The organism is Paenibacillus sp. FSL H8-0259 (assembly GCF_037963255.1).
Lineage (GTDB): Bacteria > Bacillota > Bacilli > Paenibacillales > Paenibacillaceae > Paenibacillus_AQ > Paenibacillus_AQ phytohabitans.
On sequence record NZ_CP150147.1, the window covers coordinates 254127 to 273245 of the forward strand.

General features: G+C 52.6%; 15 protein-coding genes. 7 read left to right on the forward strand and 8 right to left on the reverse strand.

Annotation, left to right across the window (positions count from 1 at the left end; all coding sequences use genetic code 11):
- Nucleotides 1–428: 428 nt before the first annotated feature.
- From NSU01_RS01195 to NSU01_RS01215, 5 genes are all read right to left on the reverse strand, one after another.
- A complete protein-coding gene (locus tag NSU01_RS01195; RefSeq protein ID WP_076243457.1) occupies nucleotides 429–1967 on the reverse strand; it encodes a sugar isomerase in 1539 nt (512 codons plus the stop codon).
- The gene (locus tag NSU01_RS01200) at nucleotides 1957–3090 is read right to left on the reverse strand and encodes a polysaccharide pyruvyl transferase family protein (protein ID WP_076243458.1); all 1134 of its coding nucleotides are present in this window, start codon (nucleotides 3088–3090) and stop codon (nucleotides 1957–1959) included. The genes NSU01_RS01195 and NSU01_RS01200 overlap by 11 nt, the downstream gene beginning before the upstream one ends.
- Nucleotides 3087–4142 carry a glycosyltransferase family A protein gene (locus NSU01_RS01205; RefSeq protein ID WP_076243459.1) on the reverse strand — a complete coding sequence of 352 codons (1056 nt, stop codon included), beginning with the start codon at nucleotides 4140–4142 and terminating at the stop codon, nucleotides 3087–3089. Before NSU01_RS01205 ends, NSU01_RS01200 begins: the two co-directional genes overlap by 4 nt.
- A 30-nt stretch (nucleotides 4143–4172) precedes the next feature.
- Complete coding sequence (locus NSU01_RS01210; protein WP_305954195.1) at nucleotides 4173–5108, reverse strand: glycosyltransferase family 2 protein; 936 nt, start codon at nucleotides 5106–5108, stop codon at nucleotides 4173–4175.
- A gap of 195 nt (nucleotides 5109–5303) precedes the next feature.
- A complete protein-coding gene (locus NSU01_RS01215; protein WP_076243460.1) occupies nucleotides 5304–6179 on the reverse strand; it encodes an aldose 1-epimerase family protein in 876 nt (291 codons plus the stop codon).
- A 191-nt stretch (nucleotides 6180–6370) separates the two neighbouring features.
- On the opposite strand from NSU01_RS01215, the gene NSU01_RS01220 reads away from it, so the two are divergent.
- From NSU01_RS01220 to NSU01_RS01245, 6 genes are all read left to right on the forward strand, one after another.
- On the forward strand, nucleotides 6371–7600 hold the full coding sequence (locus NSU01_RS01220) for a Zn-dependent hydrolase (protein ID WP_076243461.1): 1230 nt from the start codon (nucleotides 6371–6373) through the stop codon (nucleotides 7598–7600).
- Between the two features lie 671 nt (nucleotides 7601–8271).
- Nucleotides 8272–9855, forward strand: a complete 1584-nt coding sequence (locus NSU01_RS01225) for an extracellular solute-binding protein (RefSeq protein WP_076243462.1) — start codon at nucleotides 8272–8274, stop codon at nucleotides 9853–9855.
- Between the two features lie 82 nt (nucleotides 9856–9937).
- Nucleotides 9938–10855 (forward strand): ABC transporter permease subunit, encoded by a 918-nt coding sequence (locus tag NSU01_RS01230; protein ID WP_076243463.1) that lies wholly within the window; start codon nucleotides 9938–9940, stop codon nucleotides 10853–10855.
- 36 nt (nucleotides 10856–10891) lie between these two features.
- Nucleotides 10892–11776, forward strand: coding sequence for a carbohydrate ABC transporter permease (locus NSU01_RS01235; protein ID WP_042132829.1), 885 nt, complete (start codon nucleotides 10892–10894; stop codon nucleotides 11774–11776).
- A gap of 52 nt (nucleotides 11777–11828) precedes the next feature.
- Complete coding sequence (locus tag NSU01_RS01240; protein WP_076243464.1) at nucleotides 11829–14162, forward strand: helix-turn-helix domain-containing protein; 2334 nt, start codon at nucleotides 11829–11831, stop codon at nucleotides 14160–14162.
- Nucleotides 14163–14180: 18 nt separating this feature from the next.
- Nucleotides 14181–15311: a glycoside hydrolase family 88 protein gene (locus NSU01_RS01245; protein WP_076243465.1), complete on the forward strand. Its 1131-nt coding sequence runs from the start codon at nucleotides 14181–14183 to the stop codon at nucleotides 15309–15311.
- Between the two features lie 157 nt (nucleotides 15312–15468).
- Here the strand turns inward: NSU01_RS01245 and sigJ are convergent, their stop codons facing one another.
- Complete coding sequence (sigJ, locus tag NSU01_RS01250; RefSeq protein ID WP_076243466.1) at nucleotides 15469–16332, reverse strand: RNA polymerase sigma factor SigJ; 864 nt, start codon at nucleotides 16330–16332, stop codon at nucleotides 15469–15471.
- 293 nt (nucleotides 16333–16625) lie between these two features.
- On the opposite strand from sigJ, the gene NSU01_RS01255 reads away from it, so the two are divergent.
- A complete protein-coding gene (locus tag NSU01_RS01255; RefSeq protein WP_042132833.1) occupies nucleotides 16626–17105 on the forward strand; it encodes a carboxymuconolactone decarboxylase family protein in 480 nt (159 codons plus the stop codon).
- A gap of 71 nt (nucleotides 17106–17176) precedes the next feature.
- Here NSU01_RS01255 and NSU01_RS01260 read toward each other — a convergent pair whose 3' ends face one another.
- On the reverse strand, nucleotides 17177–18004 hold the full coding sequence (locus tag NSU01_RS01260) for a carbohydrate ABC transporter permease (protein ID WP_042132834.1): 828 nt from the start codon (nucleotides 18002–18004) through the stop codon (nucleotides 17177–17179).
- A gap of 12 nt (nucleotides 18005–18016) precedes the next feature.
- Complete coding sequence (locus NSU01_RS01265; RefSeq protein WP_042132835.1) at nucleotides 18017–18898, reverse strand: sugar ABC transporter permease; 882 nt, start codon at nucleotides 18896–18898, stop codon at nucleotides 18017–18019.
- Nucleotides 18899–19119: the final 221 nt, after the last annotated feature.

Sequence of the window (19119 nt, forward strand, 5' to 3'; positions counted from 1 at the left end):
AGCATGGGCTAAATTTTGTGAGCTATACTCCATTGAATATCCTACGAACAAAACAACATCGGAAGCATAGGCTTAGTTTTATGGAGCAATGCATCCTGGTTTACTTCGTAATAAAACTCGCTTCGGAAGCATGGGCTAAGTTTGGTGAAAATCACCAGCTTAATTTAAATAGCAGTTAGATTTTCTCCATTTATGTTCCCGATTGTGAAGATCATTCTAAAATTAGTTGGAAAAACTCCACTTAAAAATGCACATTTCGCGGGAAGCGGGCTGGAGGGCAGCAAGTAAATGTCTTTTTTCCAACTATTCACGTACAGAGTGAACAACGGTAAATTAAGCTACGTTAATCCACTTGAAAAACTGGGGGGAGGTGTTCCGGCAGCTTGTATGCGGCTGGAATGGGAATCTGCGCTACCCCACTTCCAGCATTACAGCGTCTGCCCCGCCGCAACTTTCCGTTTAAGCTTGAGCTTCGTTCTGAATTTCTTGGCGTAGCTCCAGGTATAGAGGAAGACCTCGCGTTCCATCAGAGAGCCGACCAGGAAATAGATCGGCAGAATAATCACACCCAGCAGCGCACCCCAGAGGATTACGCCGGTGTAGGAGGTGATGCTCAGATCCAGCTTGGTCGTAATGAACACGATTGCCGCGAAGACTGCGACGTTCGTAAGCCATCTGCGGAAGGTGATCCACGGGCTGCGCTCCAGCAGCACTCTGCTGGCGTAGACCACAATATCGATCGAACGGTAGAGAAGAGCAACAATAGTTCCCATTAGCACACCGTAGATTCCGAAGAAGATTACGAACACAATCGAAGCTCCGAGGTTGATCGCCGACTCCAGAATCGAACGGAACTGTGTGTTGCGGAAATGGCCGGCAATGGTGATCAGGTTGTTCGACGATGTACGGGCATTGGTCAGCAGCTTGATCACCACGAACAGAATCGGCAGCCAGAAGTTAATATAATTCACATCGTTGACCCCGGCGGTGTACAGCCGCATAAACGGCAGAATCAGAATATAGACCACGGTCAGAATGGAGAAGATCAGGCCCATGAAATAGACCTCATACGCATCATAGAATTTGACAAAAGCCTCTTTGCCCTCATGATAGCTCTGCCCCAGCGCCGATTTGACGCTGCCGTTGACGGTCTGGACGATGTTGTCGACGATGGTGAAGATCATATTGTACATCACGTAGATACTGACAATCTTCAGGTTGGTGAAGATCGTCAGGATCAGCACATCCGTGTTACGGAAGATGAGATAGGAGATCTCATGCACCATGACGGAATTCTTTTGTCCAATGGCGGCAAAATCAGGCGTCATACTGAGATCCATCCATTTGTAATGCCGCTTCGCATAGATATAGAACGCGACAATCTGCAGCAGAGTCAGCACGAAGAACGAGGCCTGGACGGCGATGATGTTCACGCCCTGCAGCAGCAGGATGATACGAACCACGTTGTTCAGAATGTTCGCTACAGTGACGATAGAGGTCTCAATATAGCTTTTACCCTCGGCAATCAGGAGGACCCTGAACTTGCCCTGAAAGTAATAATTGATCGCTCCGCCGAGGCCGGAGAACAGGATAATGGCCACTACGCTGATACTGCTGATCTCTGAATGAATGACCAGCGGATAGATAACCGCCAGCAGCACGACTGAGATGAAATAGTAGATCCCGGTTTTTTTGTAGTAGCTGGAGGTAGCGGCCAGAATGGAGTTGATGTGGCTCCGGTCGTTGCCGGCCACCGGCTTATAGAGTGCCTGCAGCGATGCCGCGCCAACCCCTGCCTCAAGCAGGGCGAAATAACTGATAATCTGCACAATCGAGGCAATCAGTCCGTTCGCTTCCGAGCCGTAGTTAACCATGATCAGGCGGGGGATGAAGAAGCCAAGGATAATGGTAATCACCTGGCTGGTAAGCCCGAAGCCCAGGTTCAGCATACTCCGTTTAGCTTTCATAGCTTCTTCTCCCTTCCAGCAGCGGTTCGGGTGTCAGATAAGCATCCAATTGCTCGAAATGCTTCTCCGCCTGGTTCGCCTGCAGCGTTACATCGAGCGTACCCCCAGCCATACTCTCATAGACCTGCTCGGGCGTCAGCTCAGCCAGATGGGCAAAGTCCGTATACGCCCCCCCGAAATAAGCATCCTGCATCACGTTGATCATCTTGTTGCTGTAAGCCACGGGAAACACCGGTTTGCCGAACACCCAGCCGAGGATCATCGCATGGAATCTGGAGGCGACAATGCAGCTTGCACCGGACAGCACGGCGAGAATCTCATCCATATCTGTTTTGTAGAGATGGGCGTGGGTGTGGGCCTGAAGCTCCGCAGGAATCAGATTCAGGATCAGACTGATCGCTTCCTGGTCCCCTTCATGCTGACAGAAGGACATGAAATGCACGTCATACCCCTGCTGAATGAAATAGATTGCAACATCTTTCATTTTTTCATAATAGAGGTTGTCAAAACCGTCTAAAGCTTTGGACGAGGGCTTGATCACGGAAATGGCAAGGGTCTTACCCTCCACAGCCGGAGCTCTACCGCCGCTGTATTTCAGCTGAAAAATAATATCCGGCGCAAGCCGCACATTGTCCAGATCCTTAAACAGGTCATAGGAATATTGCTCCCGGAAAGAGACATCGGCATAATTCTGGAAGATTTCCCTATATTGCTGGTAGTAGGCCTCATCCTTGTACGGGCCGAAGTTCGCACCCATCAGGTAGTAGGGCTTGCTTTTATTGCGAAGGGCTTCAGCACCAGCCACATATTCTTCCCACTGTTCACCTTGCATAAAAATAGACCCGCCGATATGCACGGTTCCGTCGCCCTGATCCGTCAGCAGCTTCTGCACGAAGTTCGGATGAAGCTTTAATTTGCGGAAAATATAGTTGATCCCCCGCAGCAGCACGGAGTCCGAGGCATACACCTTGAGATTACGGAGGTCTTTGAAGACGAGCTTATATTGCTGCGGGGCAATCAGCATAAACCGGGTACCGGGGTATCGCTCACATAACACTTTAATGAACAAATCATCGCCCAAATTGAACTCTGTATATGCGTTGATCATCATCGTCTTCTTCATACTTTGATTTCCTTTCTGCCCATCACGGTTTTGAGCTTCTGTTTGAATTGGACCCAGTTTCTGTCGATAACAATCAGCGCTCCGTACAAGGACGGGGAGATTAAGAAGGCTCTGATCTGCAGCGCGAGCTGGCGGTCGTCCCCCTGGTACTCTCGTATGATCGGCCGCATCTCCTGGGGAAGTCCGGGATAACGGGTGTCCATATCCTGAAGCAGGCGCCTGACATCCATTCCCGCAGTGCCGTTCAGACAGGTCTTCAGGTTGTAAAAGTAGTTCTCGGTCAGCTCCCGGTTCAGCAGTAATTCGGATATCTCAGATGTCCCGTCAAAGGGATGGGCTCTGAAATAATCAGCTACCCGCTTGAAAGCATCGACCATGTCGAATTTGTTCACGTTATACGTATTGGAGATGGAGGATGTTCTCTGCAGATAGAAGGACAGCACATCCGGAATGGATATGGCCCGCGAGGCCCGCGATAGCGCTTTGTAGATGAATTCCTGATCTTCCCCGTTCACGCAGCGCTCGGTGTAGCGGATGCCGTTCTCCAGCAGAAAGGTCCGTTTGAAGGCGATGCTGCCGGTCCAGATTCTGAGGCTTTTATGCACAAAAATATTCTTCAGCGCTTCGCTCCCCGTAGTGTCGCTTGCCGCTGAAGTGAAGTTTACAATCGTGGACTTGTCTTCGCGGACCAGACTGTAACCCCAGCAGAGAATATCCGGAGCAGCGCTCCAGGTATGTGCTTCAATGCTCTGCACCAGTCCGCTGGCAATATAATCATCCCCGTCCAGGAACAGCACATAGTCGCCGCTGGCTGCTGCAAGCCCGGTGTTTCTGGCGGCGCTCACTCCGGCATTGGCCGTGCGGATCAGCTTGGCTCTCAGGATGGGATGCCGCGCCAGAATCGCTTCGGCCACCTCGTACGTACGGTCCGTAGAGCCGTCGTCGACCATAATCACTTCGAACCGCTTCTCGCTCTGGTCCAGGAGTGAATCCAGCAATGGAGCCACATAACGCTCTAAATTGTACATGGGAACTACAATGCTTACACTCATAACTCCACTCCCTTCCTGAGTTTTGACGGATTACCCGGCGGTCTGGCTGTTGAAGATCTCCTTCAGCCCCTTCTTATAGCCCTTGATAGCGGCGACATTCTTCTTGGGCTGCTCGCGGAGAATGAGGTAGAGCGTCGTCCACATCAGGGCGAGATAGCCGATGGGGCCCGACCGTTTATCCTTGAGCAAATGCACATGATTCAGCACCCGGGTATAGGCGACATCTTCGAGATTGTCCCGGGAGGCCGGAGATTCATGATGCAGCAGCTTGAGCTCAGGATTGATATACAAAGGGCCGGAGCTCCGGGCGATGCGGGACATGAGAATATCTTCACCGACGCTGTAGCTGGTAAGCCAGGGAACGGGCTTCAGGTCCTGAATTGCCGCTTTTTTGAAGGACATGTTGCAGCCATGCTGGAATTCAGTCTTGAAGATCTTCCGGGCTTTATGCCAGTTGTACATGGACCCGGCTTGACCGCTTAAGGAGAGCTTGCCGCTCGACAGGGATTGCTGGAAGGACAGCAGGCAGCGGATGGTTCCGAGGAAGCTGTTCCGCATCCCAATGGCGATACCGCCGACTCCTGCGCAGTTAGGATAATCATCGTAGGTTTGAATCAAGGTAGACAGGTAGTGAGCGGGGATTTCGACGTCATCATCCAGGAAGAGAATTTTGTCCATGGTGGACAGTTCCACTGCCTTGATCCGGGACAGCCATAATCCCCGGTCCGTCTTGCTGAAATAAGTCAAAGGATAACCGCATCCGGTAAGTAAAGCTTCAAATTCAGTAAGTACACGGGCTGGTATTTCGCCGTCATCTATAAGTATGACCTCAATGGGGTATGTCCTGCCTATGTCTTGTTTAGTTATAGAATGAATGCACCGTGTCAGGTCCTGTACCCGGTTCCTCGTGCAGATAGCCACTGACAATCCTTGCATATACTCCACTCCCTTATCCATTTCTCCCATTCTATGTGTAGTGAATTAACTACCTTAAGCTTACTATTGGCAGTAAAAGGTTGTATATACTACTTTAGTTTACTTATTGGACGGCCTGCCGCCGCAAGCGTAGGATATGGATTATAATTTGACACAAAAAGCCGCATCCACCGTTAGGTGGCTGCGGCCTTCTTGTTCTTCAGGAATCGGTGGAGCAACAACCGGTTAGTTGAACGTAATCGTAAGCGAGCTTGTAGACTGGCCGCCCGGCGGCAGGGAGATGGCTCCCGCTTTATCACGGATGTCCCCGGTGAAGTCTTCACTGTCTGCTACACCATGCCAGGGCTCAATGCACAGGAACGGTGCGTTCTTCGGCTGCCAGATCCCGAGATCAGGGAAGTTATGGTAAGCTACGCTTACGCTTTTGGCAGACAGCTTGCTCTTCAGCGCTACAGACTGCGAGCTTACATTCTTGAAGACGAGTGCGTCATGCTCAAACATCTCATGGTTTAGCGGCAGAATGTTCTCTTCTTGCAAGAGCGGATCGGTCTGGCCGTTAATCAACTGGCCGGTGGAATTCAGGAACAGGCGGTCTAACGTTTCCTTTTGCTCAAATTCAAGATAATAATCCGCGAAGCTGCCCTCTCCGGCAATCGGGCAATTGAATGCAGGGTGGGTGCCGAGCTGGAAGAAAATTTCCTGTTCATCTGAATTCTCCACACGGTAGCTGATCTCAAGGGTGCTTCCGCTCAGGATATAGGTGAGGAATAGGTTGAATTTGTACGGGTAGACCGCCAACGTGCTCTCACTATGCGAGAGCCGGAAGATCGCCTGGGTATCGCTTGCCTCCTGCAGCGTGAATTCACTGCGTCTGGCGAAGCCGTGATTGGCAATCTTATAAGCTTGCCCGTCCGCTTTGATCTCGCCTTGGATGGCTGCGCCGATAATCGGGAACAGCACTGGTGAACGGCCTGTCCAATAGGCGGCATCCCCGCTCCACATATATTCAGTCTCCGTATCTGTTCTTCTGAAGCTGATCAGCTCGGCTCCGAGTGAACTGATCACAGCTTCGGCTGTGCCGCTGCGCAAAAGGGTATTCATATGCTTAGCTCCTCTCAAATTATGCTTCCTACCAGCTCATATTCTATCAGACTTCCCTAATCGCGTTATAACATAACGTGAACAAAACCAAAAAATATTATTACAGTCTGTAAAATGAAAATAATACGGAATGGTATAACATATATAGAAAGCAATAATTCCAAGAGCGTTCGAAACGGAGGAATAGGGCCATGCAGCTGCAGCAGATATTCGTGAACGGTGAGAGATTGAAGAATACGATCGAGTCATTCGCCGATTTCGGGCGGACGGACAACAACGGGGTCACCCGGTTATCGCTGTCGGAGCAGGATGTGCGGGTGCGAGGCTATTTCACTTCCTGCGCAGAAGAGCTGGGAATGGCCGTGAAAGTCGATGATATGGGAAATATGTACGCTACGCTTGCGGGCAGTGAAGAAGGTCCGCCCATAGTGATCGGATCGCATCTGGATACCGTCAAGAAAGGCGGCAGATTCGATGGGGTGCTCGGGGTAATCGCCGGTCTGGAAGTGGTAAGAACCCTGGTTGACCATGGCATTAAGCCGCGCTTGCCAATAACAGTGATGAATTTCACCAACGAGGAAGGTGCCCGCTTCGAGCCGTCGATGATGGCTTCGGGTGTCTTGGCGGGCAAGTTCGACAAGGCGGAGATGCTGAAGAAGAAGGACCCGGAGGGTACGACCTTCGGTGAAGCGCTGCAGGCCAGCGGCTATGCGGGCGATGCGGAGAACCGGATCAAGGAAGCGACGGCTTATCTGGAGCTGCATATCGAGCAGGGACCTGTGCTGGAGAGAGAGAATCTCAAGATCGGCCTGGTCGACTGTGTTGTCGGGATGGCCTGTTATGAGATTGAAGTGACAGGCGAATCGGACCATGCGGGCACCACGCCGATGGATATGCGTAGGGATGCGCTTTTTGCCGCTACAGATATAATTACGGAGCTGCGGCGGAAGCTGGCTGTACTGGACTCCGAGCTGGTCTATACCATGGGGAGAATGAACGTGCTGCCTAATATTCATACCGTTATTCCGAACAAGGTGATCTTCACCGTGGAAGCCCGACATAAGGATATGGATATTGTCCGTGAAGTAGAGGCGATTATTAACGGTCTGCCTGAGGAACTGCTGGAGTGTAGTGTGTCGAAGACGAAGCTGTGGGGACGCGATACCGTATGGTTCGATACGGAGGTCTGTGCCCTGGTTGAGCAAGCTACCCGGAAACTGGGCTATAGCAGCCGGAAGATGGCCAGCGGAGCAGGGCATGATGCCCAGTTCGTGGCCGGATTCCTGCCGTCGGCGATGATTTTTGTACCCAGTGTGAAGGGGAAAAGCCACTGCGAGGAAGAGCTCACTTCTTATGATGAGTGCGAGATGGGCGTGAATGTGGTGCTGGAAACGGTGCTGGCGGTGTTGGCGAGTTCCTGACGGATGGCTTGCAGGCTGGGCGAATTGCATAGATTGATGTCAAAGACTTTAAGACACTTAACCGGTGTCTTTTTTCTTTATATAGGAAATTATTGGTACCCGCTGAAACCCTCTAATTCCGCTGAAAGTGGGCGGTACGGGGATGAGCCGAATGTACACGAAAAACCGAGTACATTGTGCCAACGATAGGGTAGACGGGCCGAATGTATGCGAAAAACCGAGTAAAATGTGCCAATGATAGGGTAGACGAGCCTGATGTATGCGAAAAACCGAGTACAATGTGCCAACGATAGGCTAGACGAACCAAATGTACATGAAAAACCGAGTACATTTGCCACTCCGGTGCAGGGAGAGAGTATGTGCAATGCCGCGACAACGCTGCAGTTTGATATAATATGAAAGCGTAATCACCACTCGCAATAACCCGGATTGGAATATCAGGCGAAATCAATCCCGATTTCTTAGCATCCGTATGCAATTCCTGTGATGGACAGGCGTTAATCAATATATCGATATCGCAGCAAGAATGGGAGATAGTCAAGGCTGGCGTACGGCGTTAAGTTGGAGGAGCAGGAGGCAGCTTCGGCAGGACCGCAAAACGGCAAGACTGCAGGACAGGTGCCTCCGGCGATGGCCTTTCTATTAAGAACACATGGGGGAGATGTGAAGGGATGAAGAGATCTTGGAGACAACGGATGATGCTCGGCACCAGCTTGCTGCTGGCTATAGGCGGACTGGCAGGCTGCTCGGGCGGGAACGGGAACGGGAATGCCGGAGGAGCGGCAGCGGATGAGCCTACCCCAATTTCGATCTGGGCGTCACTGAATACGAATGTGTCAATTACGCTGAAGAACATGAGTGAGATTACGGCGATTCAGGAGTGGGAGAAGAAGACCAACATTAAGACGGAATTCCAGCATCCCGCCGTCGGTGCGGAGACGGAGCAGTTCAATGTCATGCTGGCTTCGAATGAGTTGCCGGATGTGATGTTCGTCTACGGGGATTATTCCAAGCTGTACACGGACGGCACGATCATTAAGCTGAACGACCTGATTGACCAGTACGCGCCCAACCTGAAGAAGATTCTGGACGAGAATCCCGAGGTCGCGAAACAATTGAAAGCGGATAACGGAGACATCTACGCGATTCCCCATCTGCGGCTGGGCAAATATAAGACGTTCGGAGGCACATTCATCCGCCAGGACTGGCTGGACGAATTGAATCTCCAGCAGCCGGAGACGCTCGCTGAATGGGAGACGGTATTGAAGGCGTTCAAGGAAAAGAAAGGGGTCACCGCTCCGCTCCTGTTCGGTGCACCGCCTAAGCTGACTACGATGGGCCCGGCGGCCCCAACCTTCCTCGAAGCCTACGGGATCACGAATACGATCTTCCTGAAGGACGGTAAGGTAGCCTACGGGCCGACAGAGCCGGAATTCAAAGAATTCCTGACCACGTTCCACCGCTGGTATCAGGAGGGCCTGATTGATCCTGACTTCGCCACGAATGATCAGAAAACCTATGATGCCAAGATTCTGGGCGGTCAGGCCGGCGCCTTCTTTGCCTTCATTGGCGGCGGCATTGGACGTTATCTGCCTGCACTGCAGGAGAAGGAGCCGGAGGCCAACCTTACCGCTGTGCAGTACCCTGTAGTGAACAAGGGGGATGAGCCGATGTTCACCGGCCGGTCCTGGGAGTGGAGCGGTGCCGGCGCGACGATTACCAAGAGCAACAAGAACCCGGAGGAAACCGTGAAGGCGCTGGACTACTTCTTCAGTGAAGAAGGCCATATGCTGAAGAACTTCGGCGTAGAGGGTGTAACGTACACGATGAAGGACGGATATCCGACATACACGGATGAGATTCTGAAGAATCCGGACGGGTTGTCGGTGGTTCAGGCGATGGCGAAGCATTTCATTGCCAATTATCCGTTTGTCGGTGAGGATGATGACCGGTACAACGAGCAGTATTACCAGTATCAGCAGCAGAAGGACGCGGTTGCGCTCTTTTCCAAATACAGCGATAACACACTCAAGGTCGGTCTTCCCCCGGTCAGCCTGACTACAGAGGAGTCCACGGAGTACAGCAAAATCATGAGCGATATTACTACTTACCGTGATGAGATGTTCATCAAATTCGTCATCGGTGCGGAACCGATAGAGAACTTCGGCAAGTTCACCGCCCAGATTGACAAGTTCAATGTGAAGCGGGCGATTAAAATTCAGCAGGCAGCCTTAGACCGCTATAACGCCAGATAAGACAGAGGAGCTGTCCGCGGGGCGGTGAATGAGAATTTTACCCCCGCGGACCTGCAATGAAGAAGAGGAAAGGAGGGAGACTATGCCGCAGAAGTTATCTCTGGTATGGATGAATTATAAAAAGAACAAAGCGATCTACTGGATGGCACTCCCGGTTGTATTGTATTTTCTGGTATTTAAGTATTTGCCGATGTATGGTGCGGTGATCGCTTTTAAGGAATTTACCGTCGGCAAAGGAATTTGGGGCAGTGATTGGGTAGGGCTGCAGCATTTCCGCGATTTTTTCCAGAGTTATTATTTCTGGCGGATTCTCAAAAACACGCTGGTCTTAAGCTTCTATCAGCTGCTGTTCGGATTCCCGGCTCCGATCCTGCTTGCGCTGCTGCTCAATGAGCTCAGGCATGAAATGTTCAAGCGCACGGTGCAGACCGTCTCTTATATTCCCCACTTTATCTCGATTGTGGTCATTTGCGGAATGGTGGTCGATTTCTCGTCCCGCGACGGGCTGTTTAATTCCATAATTGTTTTCTTTGGCGGGCAGAGCAGCGCACTGCTGAGTGATCCGGGTAATTTCCGTACGATCTATACTGCATCTTCGGTCTGGCAGGAGCTGGGGTTCTCGACGATTATCTATCTGGCTGCGCTAAGCGGTATTAATCCTGAACTCTATGACGCCTCTAAGGTAGACGGGGCCAGCCGGATGCGCCAGGTATGGCATATCACCCTGCCGGGTATTATTCCGATGATTGTTATTCTCCTGATTCTGCGTGTGGGCGGACTGATGGAGATCGGCTTCGAGAAGGTCATTCTGCTCTATAATCCGAATATCTACGATACGGCAGATGTCATATCTACCTTTGTCTACCGCAAAGGGATCAGTGAGAGTGCCGAGTTCAGCTATACTACTGCCGTCGGACTGTTTCAGTCGGTGGTCAACTTCATTCTGCTCATTGGCGCCAACCGGCTGTCCAAAGCGGTATCTGACAACAAGCTGTTCTAGTGCCGCTTCACCAGGAAGACAAAGTGAGGGATTCCCATGAAAATCAAAAGAACCATAGGAGAACGGCTGTTTGACAGTGCCAATACGCTGATCATGCTCCTTCTCATCATTATCACCCTGTATCCGCTGTGGCATGTGCTGAATGCATCGTTAAGCGACTCTAACCGGCTGATGGCCCATAGCGGGCTGCTGCTTCTTCCGGACGGGTTCAATCTGGACAGCTACAAGCTGGTGCTGAGCAATCCGAGCATTCTCTCCGGCTACAGGAATACGGTTGTGATCGTGGTGCTGGGTACGGCGCTCAATCTGCTGTTCACCATTCTGGGTGCATATACCCTGTCCCGCAAAAGCTTCATGCTCCGCAATCCGATCATGCTGGCCATTGTGTTCACCATGTTCTTCAACGGCGGGATTATTCCCACCTATCTGCTGATTAACAATACGCTGCACATGGGGAACAACCTGATGGCGCTGATTGTACCGGGACTGGTCAGCAGCTATAATCTGATCATTATGCGTACGGCCTTCCAGGAGATTTCCGAGAGTCTGCTGGAATCAGCGAGAATTGATGGTGCGGGAGAGGTACGAATTCTCTGGCGGATTGTGGTACCCTTATCCATGCCGGTAATTGCAGTTATGATTCTATTCTACGGAGTGTCCCACTGGAACTCCTGGTTCAGCGCTATTCTGTATATCCGCGACCGTAATCTGTACCCGCTTCAGCTGATATTGCGGGAAATTCTAATCCAGAACAGCACGGATTCAATGACTACCGCAGCGGCAATGGGGGATAAGGAAGCGATCGGAGAAAGTGTGAAATACGCAACGGTAATGGTGGCTACGCTGCCGATTCTCTTTATCTATCCATTTTTACAGAAGTATTTTGTGAAAGGCGTCATGATTGGCGCGATCAAGGAATAACCCGGGGCCCTATCCGGATTACACCATCATCATGAACAAGAGGAGGAGAGCCATGAAGAAGAAAAGCATCCTGCTGTCCTGGAGCCTCTCTTATCTGGTCATCCTGCTCATTCCGGTCACCATCGGTGCGGCCGTATTTGCGGAGTCCCGCAGTCTGCTGGAGGAGGAGGTCAGCCGCTCCAACAGGGTCCTGCTGTCCCAGGTACAGGAGACGATCGATAGCCAGATTGGAGATATCAGCAGCATCAGCAGCCAGCTGATGGCCGATTCCCAGCTGAGCAGCTTCATTAATCACGCGTCCGAACAGGATGCCAGGTGGCGGCTGATGGGACTGGAGCTGATTAAGAACCTCAAATCGATCCGGATCGGGAATGGATTGATTCGTGAATTGTACATCTACGTGAAATCAGCAGATGTGGCACTGTCCTCCTCATCGCTTGTCTCCAAGAACCTGTTGTATGAGATTTATTATGAGGGAACCGGGGTGAGCGAGCAGGAGTGGACCCGGCTGATGCAGGATTCGGACGAGAGCCTATTCCGCAAAATGAAGGTCTTCAGCGAGGACCGCCGCATTGAGGAGACGCTGGTCTACCTGCAGCCTTTTCCGATCCAGCTGTCAGGTAACAGTCCGGCCACCTTTGTGGTTACCCTGGACCCGGAACGGTTTCAGCAGGCGATCAACAATGTGCGTCTGGAACAAGAGAGCATCGTGTTCATACTCGACCGGGACGGGCGTACGTTATTCTCTACCGGGACAGTTGAAACCCCTTACACGATACACAGCTATTTGCTGCAGAATAAGAATAGCGGAAGACGGACGGGAACAGCAGACTGGAACGGGGAATCGGTGACGGTCTCCCAGATCTCCTCTAACGTGCAGGACTGGCAATATGTCTCTATCGTTCCCACGCGCATTTATGCCAAGAAGCTGATGGTGATCCGCAACATCACATTCACCGGCGTGGCAGCTGTCCTGCTGCTGGGCAGTGTGGCTGCCTGGTGGTTCACCCGGCGTAATTACCGCCCGCTTGGCCGGATTATGAGTATTATTTCCGATAAAGTCAAAGGGAAGCTGGAGCAGCCGGATGATGAATTCGGTATTCTGCAAACGGTGTTGACCCGGGCCTGGGAAGAGCAGGATCAGTTCGCCAGCAGGCTGAAGGAGCAGCAAATGACGGTGCGCAGCAGCTTCCTGGCAAGGCTGCTGAAAGGGCGGGTGCAGCCGGGAGCTGGGTTCGCTGCAGAGCTGGACCGCCTTGGCATCTGTTTTGAAAGCGACTCCTTTGCCGTATTGCTGGTGCACATCGAGAATTATGAAGGGCTTTTCCGTACCCGGGCACCTGAGGACAAGGAGAAGAAGCGCCAGTTCGTCCACCTGATTCTGTCCAATGTGCTGGAGGAACTGATGGGCTCGGCCGGTCCCGTCTATTCCGCTGAAATGGACGGGCGGATCGCCTTCCTGGTCAATATCCGGGGGGATGCAGGGGAGGCCGTCCCGCAGCTGATCCACGCCGCCGGGGAGGCGCAGCATTTCATCCATTCACGCTTCCTCATCTATTTCTCGGTCGGAGTCAGCAGCGTCCACAAGTCCATTGCTGAGATTTCGGCCTGCTTCCAGGAGTCAGAGGAGGCGCTGGAGTACCGGCTGATTCTTGGCATCGGCCAGATTATTGACCAGTACAGGATCCGGCAGCCCAAGGAAGAGCTCTATTATCCGCTTGATCTGGAGCGTCAGCTTGTCAATTATATCGCTACAGGTAATTATGCCCGCTCTACTGAGGTCATGAACGAAATTCTGATGACCAACTTTGCCGGGGAGCCCTTGTCTGTAGAGCTGGCCCGCTGCCTGATGTTCGAGCTGATCGGCACCATGCTGAAGGCAACGGAGCAGCTCAAGACCGATGACCTGAAGGAGCCGGCCGGGCGCAATGAACTGGTCCGCCAGCTGTTTGCCTGTGAGACCTTTGAGGAGATTGAAGCCGGACTGCTGCAGATTCTGGAGACGGTCTGCCAAATGGTGCATGAACGCAAGCGTTCCCATAATACCGAGCTGAAGGATCAGCTCCTGGAATTCATTCATGAGAATTACGCTGATGTTAATTTGGGGCTGACCCATATATCCGAACGGTTCCGGTTCCATCCTACGTATGTCTCCAAGTATTTCAAGGAGCAGACCGGCACCAATGTTATAGACTATATCAACCAGTACCGGATAGAAGAAGCCAAGAAAATCCTGCAGCAGGATGAATTGACCGTGCAGGAGGTATCCGAGCTGGTCGGCTTCCTGAACAGCAATTCCTTCATCCGTGTGTTCAAGAAATACGAAGGGATCACTCCCGGCCAGTATAAGCAGAACAGCCGGCTGATCCAGCAGGGCAATCTATGAAGAGGAGCAATGTCTGATATGTGGCAAAAAGCGATTGAAGACGCACTTGGCGTAACCAAACGGAACATCCTGAGATTCGGGGACCGGTTTCCCCATGTGAGTACCGATGGTGAGCATTACACGCTGAATGACAATACGGAGTGGACGGCGGGCTTCTGGTCCGGCATTCTCTGGCTGTGCTCTGAATACAGCGAGGACCCGGTCTACCGCGAACAGGCGCTAAGAACCGTCCGTAGCTTCCGGCACCGCATGGACCATAGGATCATTTTTGATCATCATGATATAGGCTTCCTCTATTCCCTGTCCTCCAAAGCCCAGTGGATCATTGAGCAGGATACCGGGGCGGCGCAGCTGACGCTGGAGGCGGCGGATATGCTGATGAAGCGCTGGCGCGAAGCGGCCGGCTTAATTCAGGCCTGGGGGCCGGAGGGCGATTCCGTTAATGGCGGCCGGATTATTATCGATTGTCTGCTCAATCTGCCGCTGCTGCTCTGGGCGCATGAGCATACAGGCGTGGCCTCTTACCGGCGGGTGGCTGAGCTGCATGCCCGCAAAGCCCGCCGCTTCCTGGTGCGCGGCGATGGCTCAAGCTATCACACCTTCTACTTCGACCCGGCTACCGGAGACGCGATCCGCGGTGGAACGCATCAGGGCTATGGTGACGGCTCGACCTGGACGCGCGGGCAGGCGTGGGGCATCTACGGCTTCGCCTTAATCAGCCGTTATCTGCAGAGCGCGGAAATGCTGGAAACGGCGAAGCAGCTGGGCCGTTATTTCGTGTCACAGCTGCCGGAGGATGGGGTGGCGTATTGGGATTTCGATGCTCCTGTGGGACCGGACACGAAGCGGGACAGCTCGGCATCGGCGATTGCCGCCTGCGGACTGCTGGAGATTGCCGCTCAGCTGGGCGAAGCAGACCCGGAATACCGCTTCTTCCGGGAAGCGGCGGAGGCAGCAGTGAGAGCACTGGCGGAGCACTATTCCACCCATGGCAGCGGGGAAGCGGAAGGCCTGCTGAAGCATGGCTCGTATTCAGTCAGGGCCGGAGATTCGCCGGATGATTACACGATCTGGGGCGATTATTATTATCTGGAGGCGCTAATGCGGCTGGAGCGGGACATTCCGGGGTACTGGTATGAGCGGTCCTGACAACTCCCGTCTATGCGGGATGGCGTTCCGGTCATAGAGCCGATTACCACACCGGAGGGATGTAATGAGAGACCGCATAGGATTGACGGCTGGGTGGCTGTGAAGGCACCGTACAGTCCGTGACATGAACAACACTTCCGGAAACCCGTTACCCGCCCTAACTCCCGGCATACTGCAGCTTGTCCGGATTGCGGACAATATATAAATTCCGGATCAGATTGTCCCGGATATGCAGAAGGCCTATCGTATGAACACCTTCGTCCGAGCGGAGGATCAGGCCGGGCTGTCCGTTAATCAGGCCGGTTTCAATAGTCACCTCGCCGTTAATTGTAGCTGCCCCGCGCAAGGGCCCCAGCAGGAAGCGGGCTACAAGCTCGCGGGTGACTACCGGTTCGGCAGCAGCGCGTACTTTGCCTCCGCCGTCGGAGATCAGTTCGACTGCCGGATCAAGCATCGTCAGAATCTGGTTCATGTTGCCCTGCTTCAGGGCGGCCAGGAACCCGTGCACCCATTCCTCTGTAGCCGCCTCCGGCTGGACAGGCTCCCCGGGGATAAGGCCCATCTTGGCACTGGCCCGGCTGAAGAGCTTGCGGCAGTTCGGTTCGCTTTTGTCAACCAGTCCGGCAATCTCCTGATATTCAAAGCCCAGCGCTTCACGAAGTACAAATACGGCCCGCTCGGCAGGGGTCAGCCGCTCCAGCAGGACAAGCATGGCATAGGATAAGAGATCATCCTGAACTACGGAGTCCATGGAATCCCCGTTTGTACCGGCAAGAGGCTCGGGCAGCCATTCGCCGAAATATTCCTCCCGCTGTCTGCGCGCAGATTTGTGCAGATCCCGGCAGCGGTTCGTGACCATTTTACACAGATAGGCTTTCGGTTCGGCCAGCCGCTCCGGCGGCACATCATACACCTTCAGGAATACGTCCTGAACCGCATCCTCGGCATCGGCGGCTGATCCGGTTAACTGGTAGGCAAGTTTAAACAATAGGTTCTTATACTGGGCATACAGCTCCTGCATAACGCCACTTCCAATCCTTATATATAGTCAATCTAACTCCGCTATAATGTAGACAAAATAAAGAGGAGATGTGTGACAGGAGAGAGCGGGGATGCGTGAAGGTGCCTATTATTCATGGCAGGTACGTCTGAAAACTGGACCGGACAAAAAATCTGCTGCTGCATTGTCACAGAACGAATAGCTGTCTCGTTATATGTCCGAAGGGCGGAACAAGGCCGGAAAACGCCAGGCGGAAGACAATGTCTGGACCGGACCTTAACTACAACAACCAGCCCAATAGGAGGAGTATAGTTATGGCACAACGTGTGAATTATATGCAGCAGTCCCCGGAGCTTTTCAAGAAGTTTCTCGATTTCAGCATGGCCTTGAAGAACAGCTCTATTGAGGAGAAAATTGAAGATCTGGTGTCCATCCGGGCTTCACAGATGAACGGCTGCGGCTTCTGCCTGGACATGCATGTGAAGCAGGCCAAGATTAACGGCGAGAGTGAACTGCGTCTCTATCACATCTCTATCTGGCGGGAATCAACACTGTTCTCTCCGCGTGAACGGGCTGCACTCGCCTGGACGGAGGTACTGACCAAGCTGCCGGAGCACGGCGTGCCTGATGAGCTGTATGACCGTGTCCGTGGACAGCTGTCCGAGCAGGAAATCTCCGATCTGTCCTTCTCCATCATGGCGATCAACGCCTGGAACCGGGTGAACGTAGGCTTTACCACCGTACCGGGTTCATCTGATGCGGCATATGGCTTGACCAAAGCAGGGTTGTCGTAACTGAAGAAAAACTTAAAAGGAGCTATGCCACCGTACGATCTGTGGCATAGCTCCTTTATTTATAGGCGGGGTCAGCCCTTGACCGCTGAGCTGGCCACACCTTCAATAATGTATTTCTGGCCGAGCAGGAAGACGAGGATCATGGGAATGATTCCGGCTGTTGCAGCGGCCATCATGCCGTTGTAGTCGACATTGTTCTCCAGGATGAAATTCTGCAGCCCGAGCGGGACGGTGAACAGATCATGGTCAATCAGGAAGACGAGCGCATTCTCATAGTCATTCCAGTGCCAGGAGAAGTCGATGATGGCCAGCGTGGCCAGCGACGGCTTAGCCATCGGCAGGATAATGCGCGAGAAGATACGGAAGTGGCCTGCGCCGTCGATGAAGGCGGCCTCTGAAATTTCATGAGGCACGGAGAGGAAGAACTGCCGCATCATGAATACGCCGAAGATGGTGAACATTCCGGGCAGGATCAGCGCCCAGTGGGTGTTGTAGATGCCGGCCCAGTCGAACATGATGAATTTGGGCACGAACAGCACCTGCGGGGGAACCATCATCATGGACAGATAAACCATGAACATGGTGTTCCGCCCTTTGAACTCAATTCTGGCAAACCCATAAGCGGCTAAGGCGGACAGGGATACGGCACCTATAGTGCTCAGAATAGCCACCTTAAGGGAATTCAGATAGTAAGGCACGAAGCTGCCCTGACCGGTCCAGACCTTAACATGATGGCTCCAGTTGAAATGGCTGGGAATCCACTGGACCGGATATTGAAAGACCTCGGCAGGTGTCTTGAATGAAGTGCTGATCATCCAGATGAAGGGTACAATCATGACGATGCTGAAGAACAGCATGATGAGTGTGGCAATGCTTTTGGTAACTACGGCTTTATTCATGTTCTCAGCTCCTTAGTAGTGAACCCAGCGTTTCTGGCCCAGCCATTGAATCACGGTGAAAATCAGAATGATCAGGAACAGGGCCCAGGAGACCGCTGAAGCATAGCCCATTTCGTAATAGCGGAAGGCATTCTGATAGATGAACAAAGATAACACGGTGGTGCTGTTCCCCGGTCCGCCCTGCGTGATCGCCTGAATGATCCCGAACTGCTTGATCGACATGATCAGTCCGGTAATCAGCAGCAGGAAGGTGGTCGGACTGACCAGCGGCCACAGGATACTGCGGACTGTCTGCCAGGTGCGGGCGCCGTCGATTTTGGCGGCTTCCAGCAGCTCCCCTGACACTTCCTGCAGGGCGGCCAGATAGATAATCATGTTATAGCCGAGCATGAACCAGATCCAGATGATGTCGATCGCATACATGGAGGTCTCCATGGTGGACAGCCAGCCGGGCGGATTCGCGATGCCGACCGAGCGGAGAATACCGTTAATCGGCCCGTTGTTCGGATGGAACAGCAGCATCCAGACAAAGGCTACAGCGACTCCGCTTGTAATATAAGGCATGAAGTACAGGGCGCGGAGCAGCTTTTTCAAATACACGGACCGGTTCAGCACAACGGCAACGATGAACGCCAGCCCGATCGAGACCGGGACAGAGACCAGGAACAGCAGTGTGTTCTTGATAGCGATATAGAATACCTCATCCCCAAGCATCCGCCGGATGTTGGCCAGCCCAATAAACTTGGTATGGGGACTCATAAACTTATAGTCTGTAAACATGAGATAGAAAGAATAGACGGCAGGTATGATGAAAAATAAAATCACGCCAATCATATTTGGCCCGATAAACAGATAGCCCAGGTACTGCTGCCGCTTCATCCAGGATGCCTTCACATAGCCCCACTCCTTTAGGTCTTTTGATTACTTTGATCACACTACAAGCATAACAAGCGGCCTAAGAGGGGTTAAGGAACAAAACCAACGACTTCATGCTACAGAAATATACATTTGCCCCGTATCGGCGGGCGGCCCGATCGTAGTTTTGTTCTATCCCGGTTCACAGCAAACAGCGGCATTCCCGGAAGGAAGGCCGCTGTTTAGTAGAGCTAAGCGTT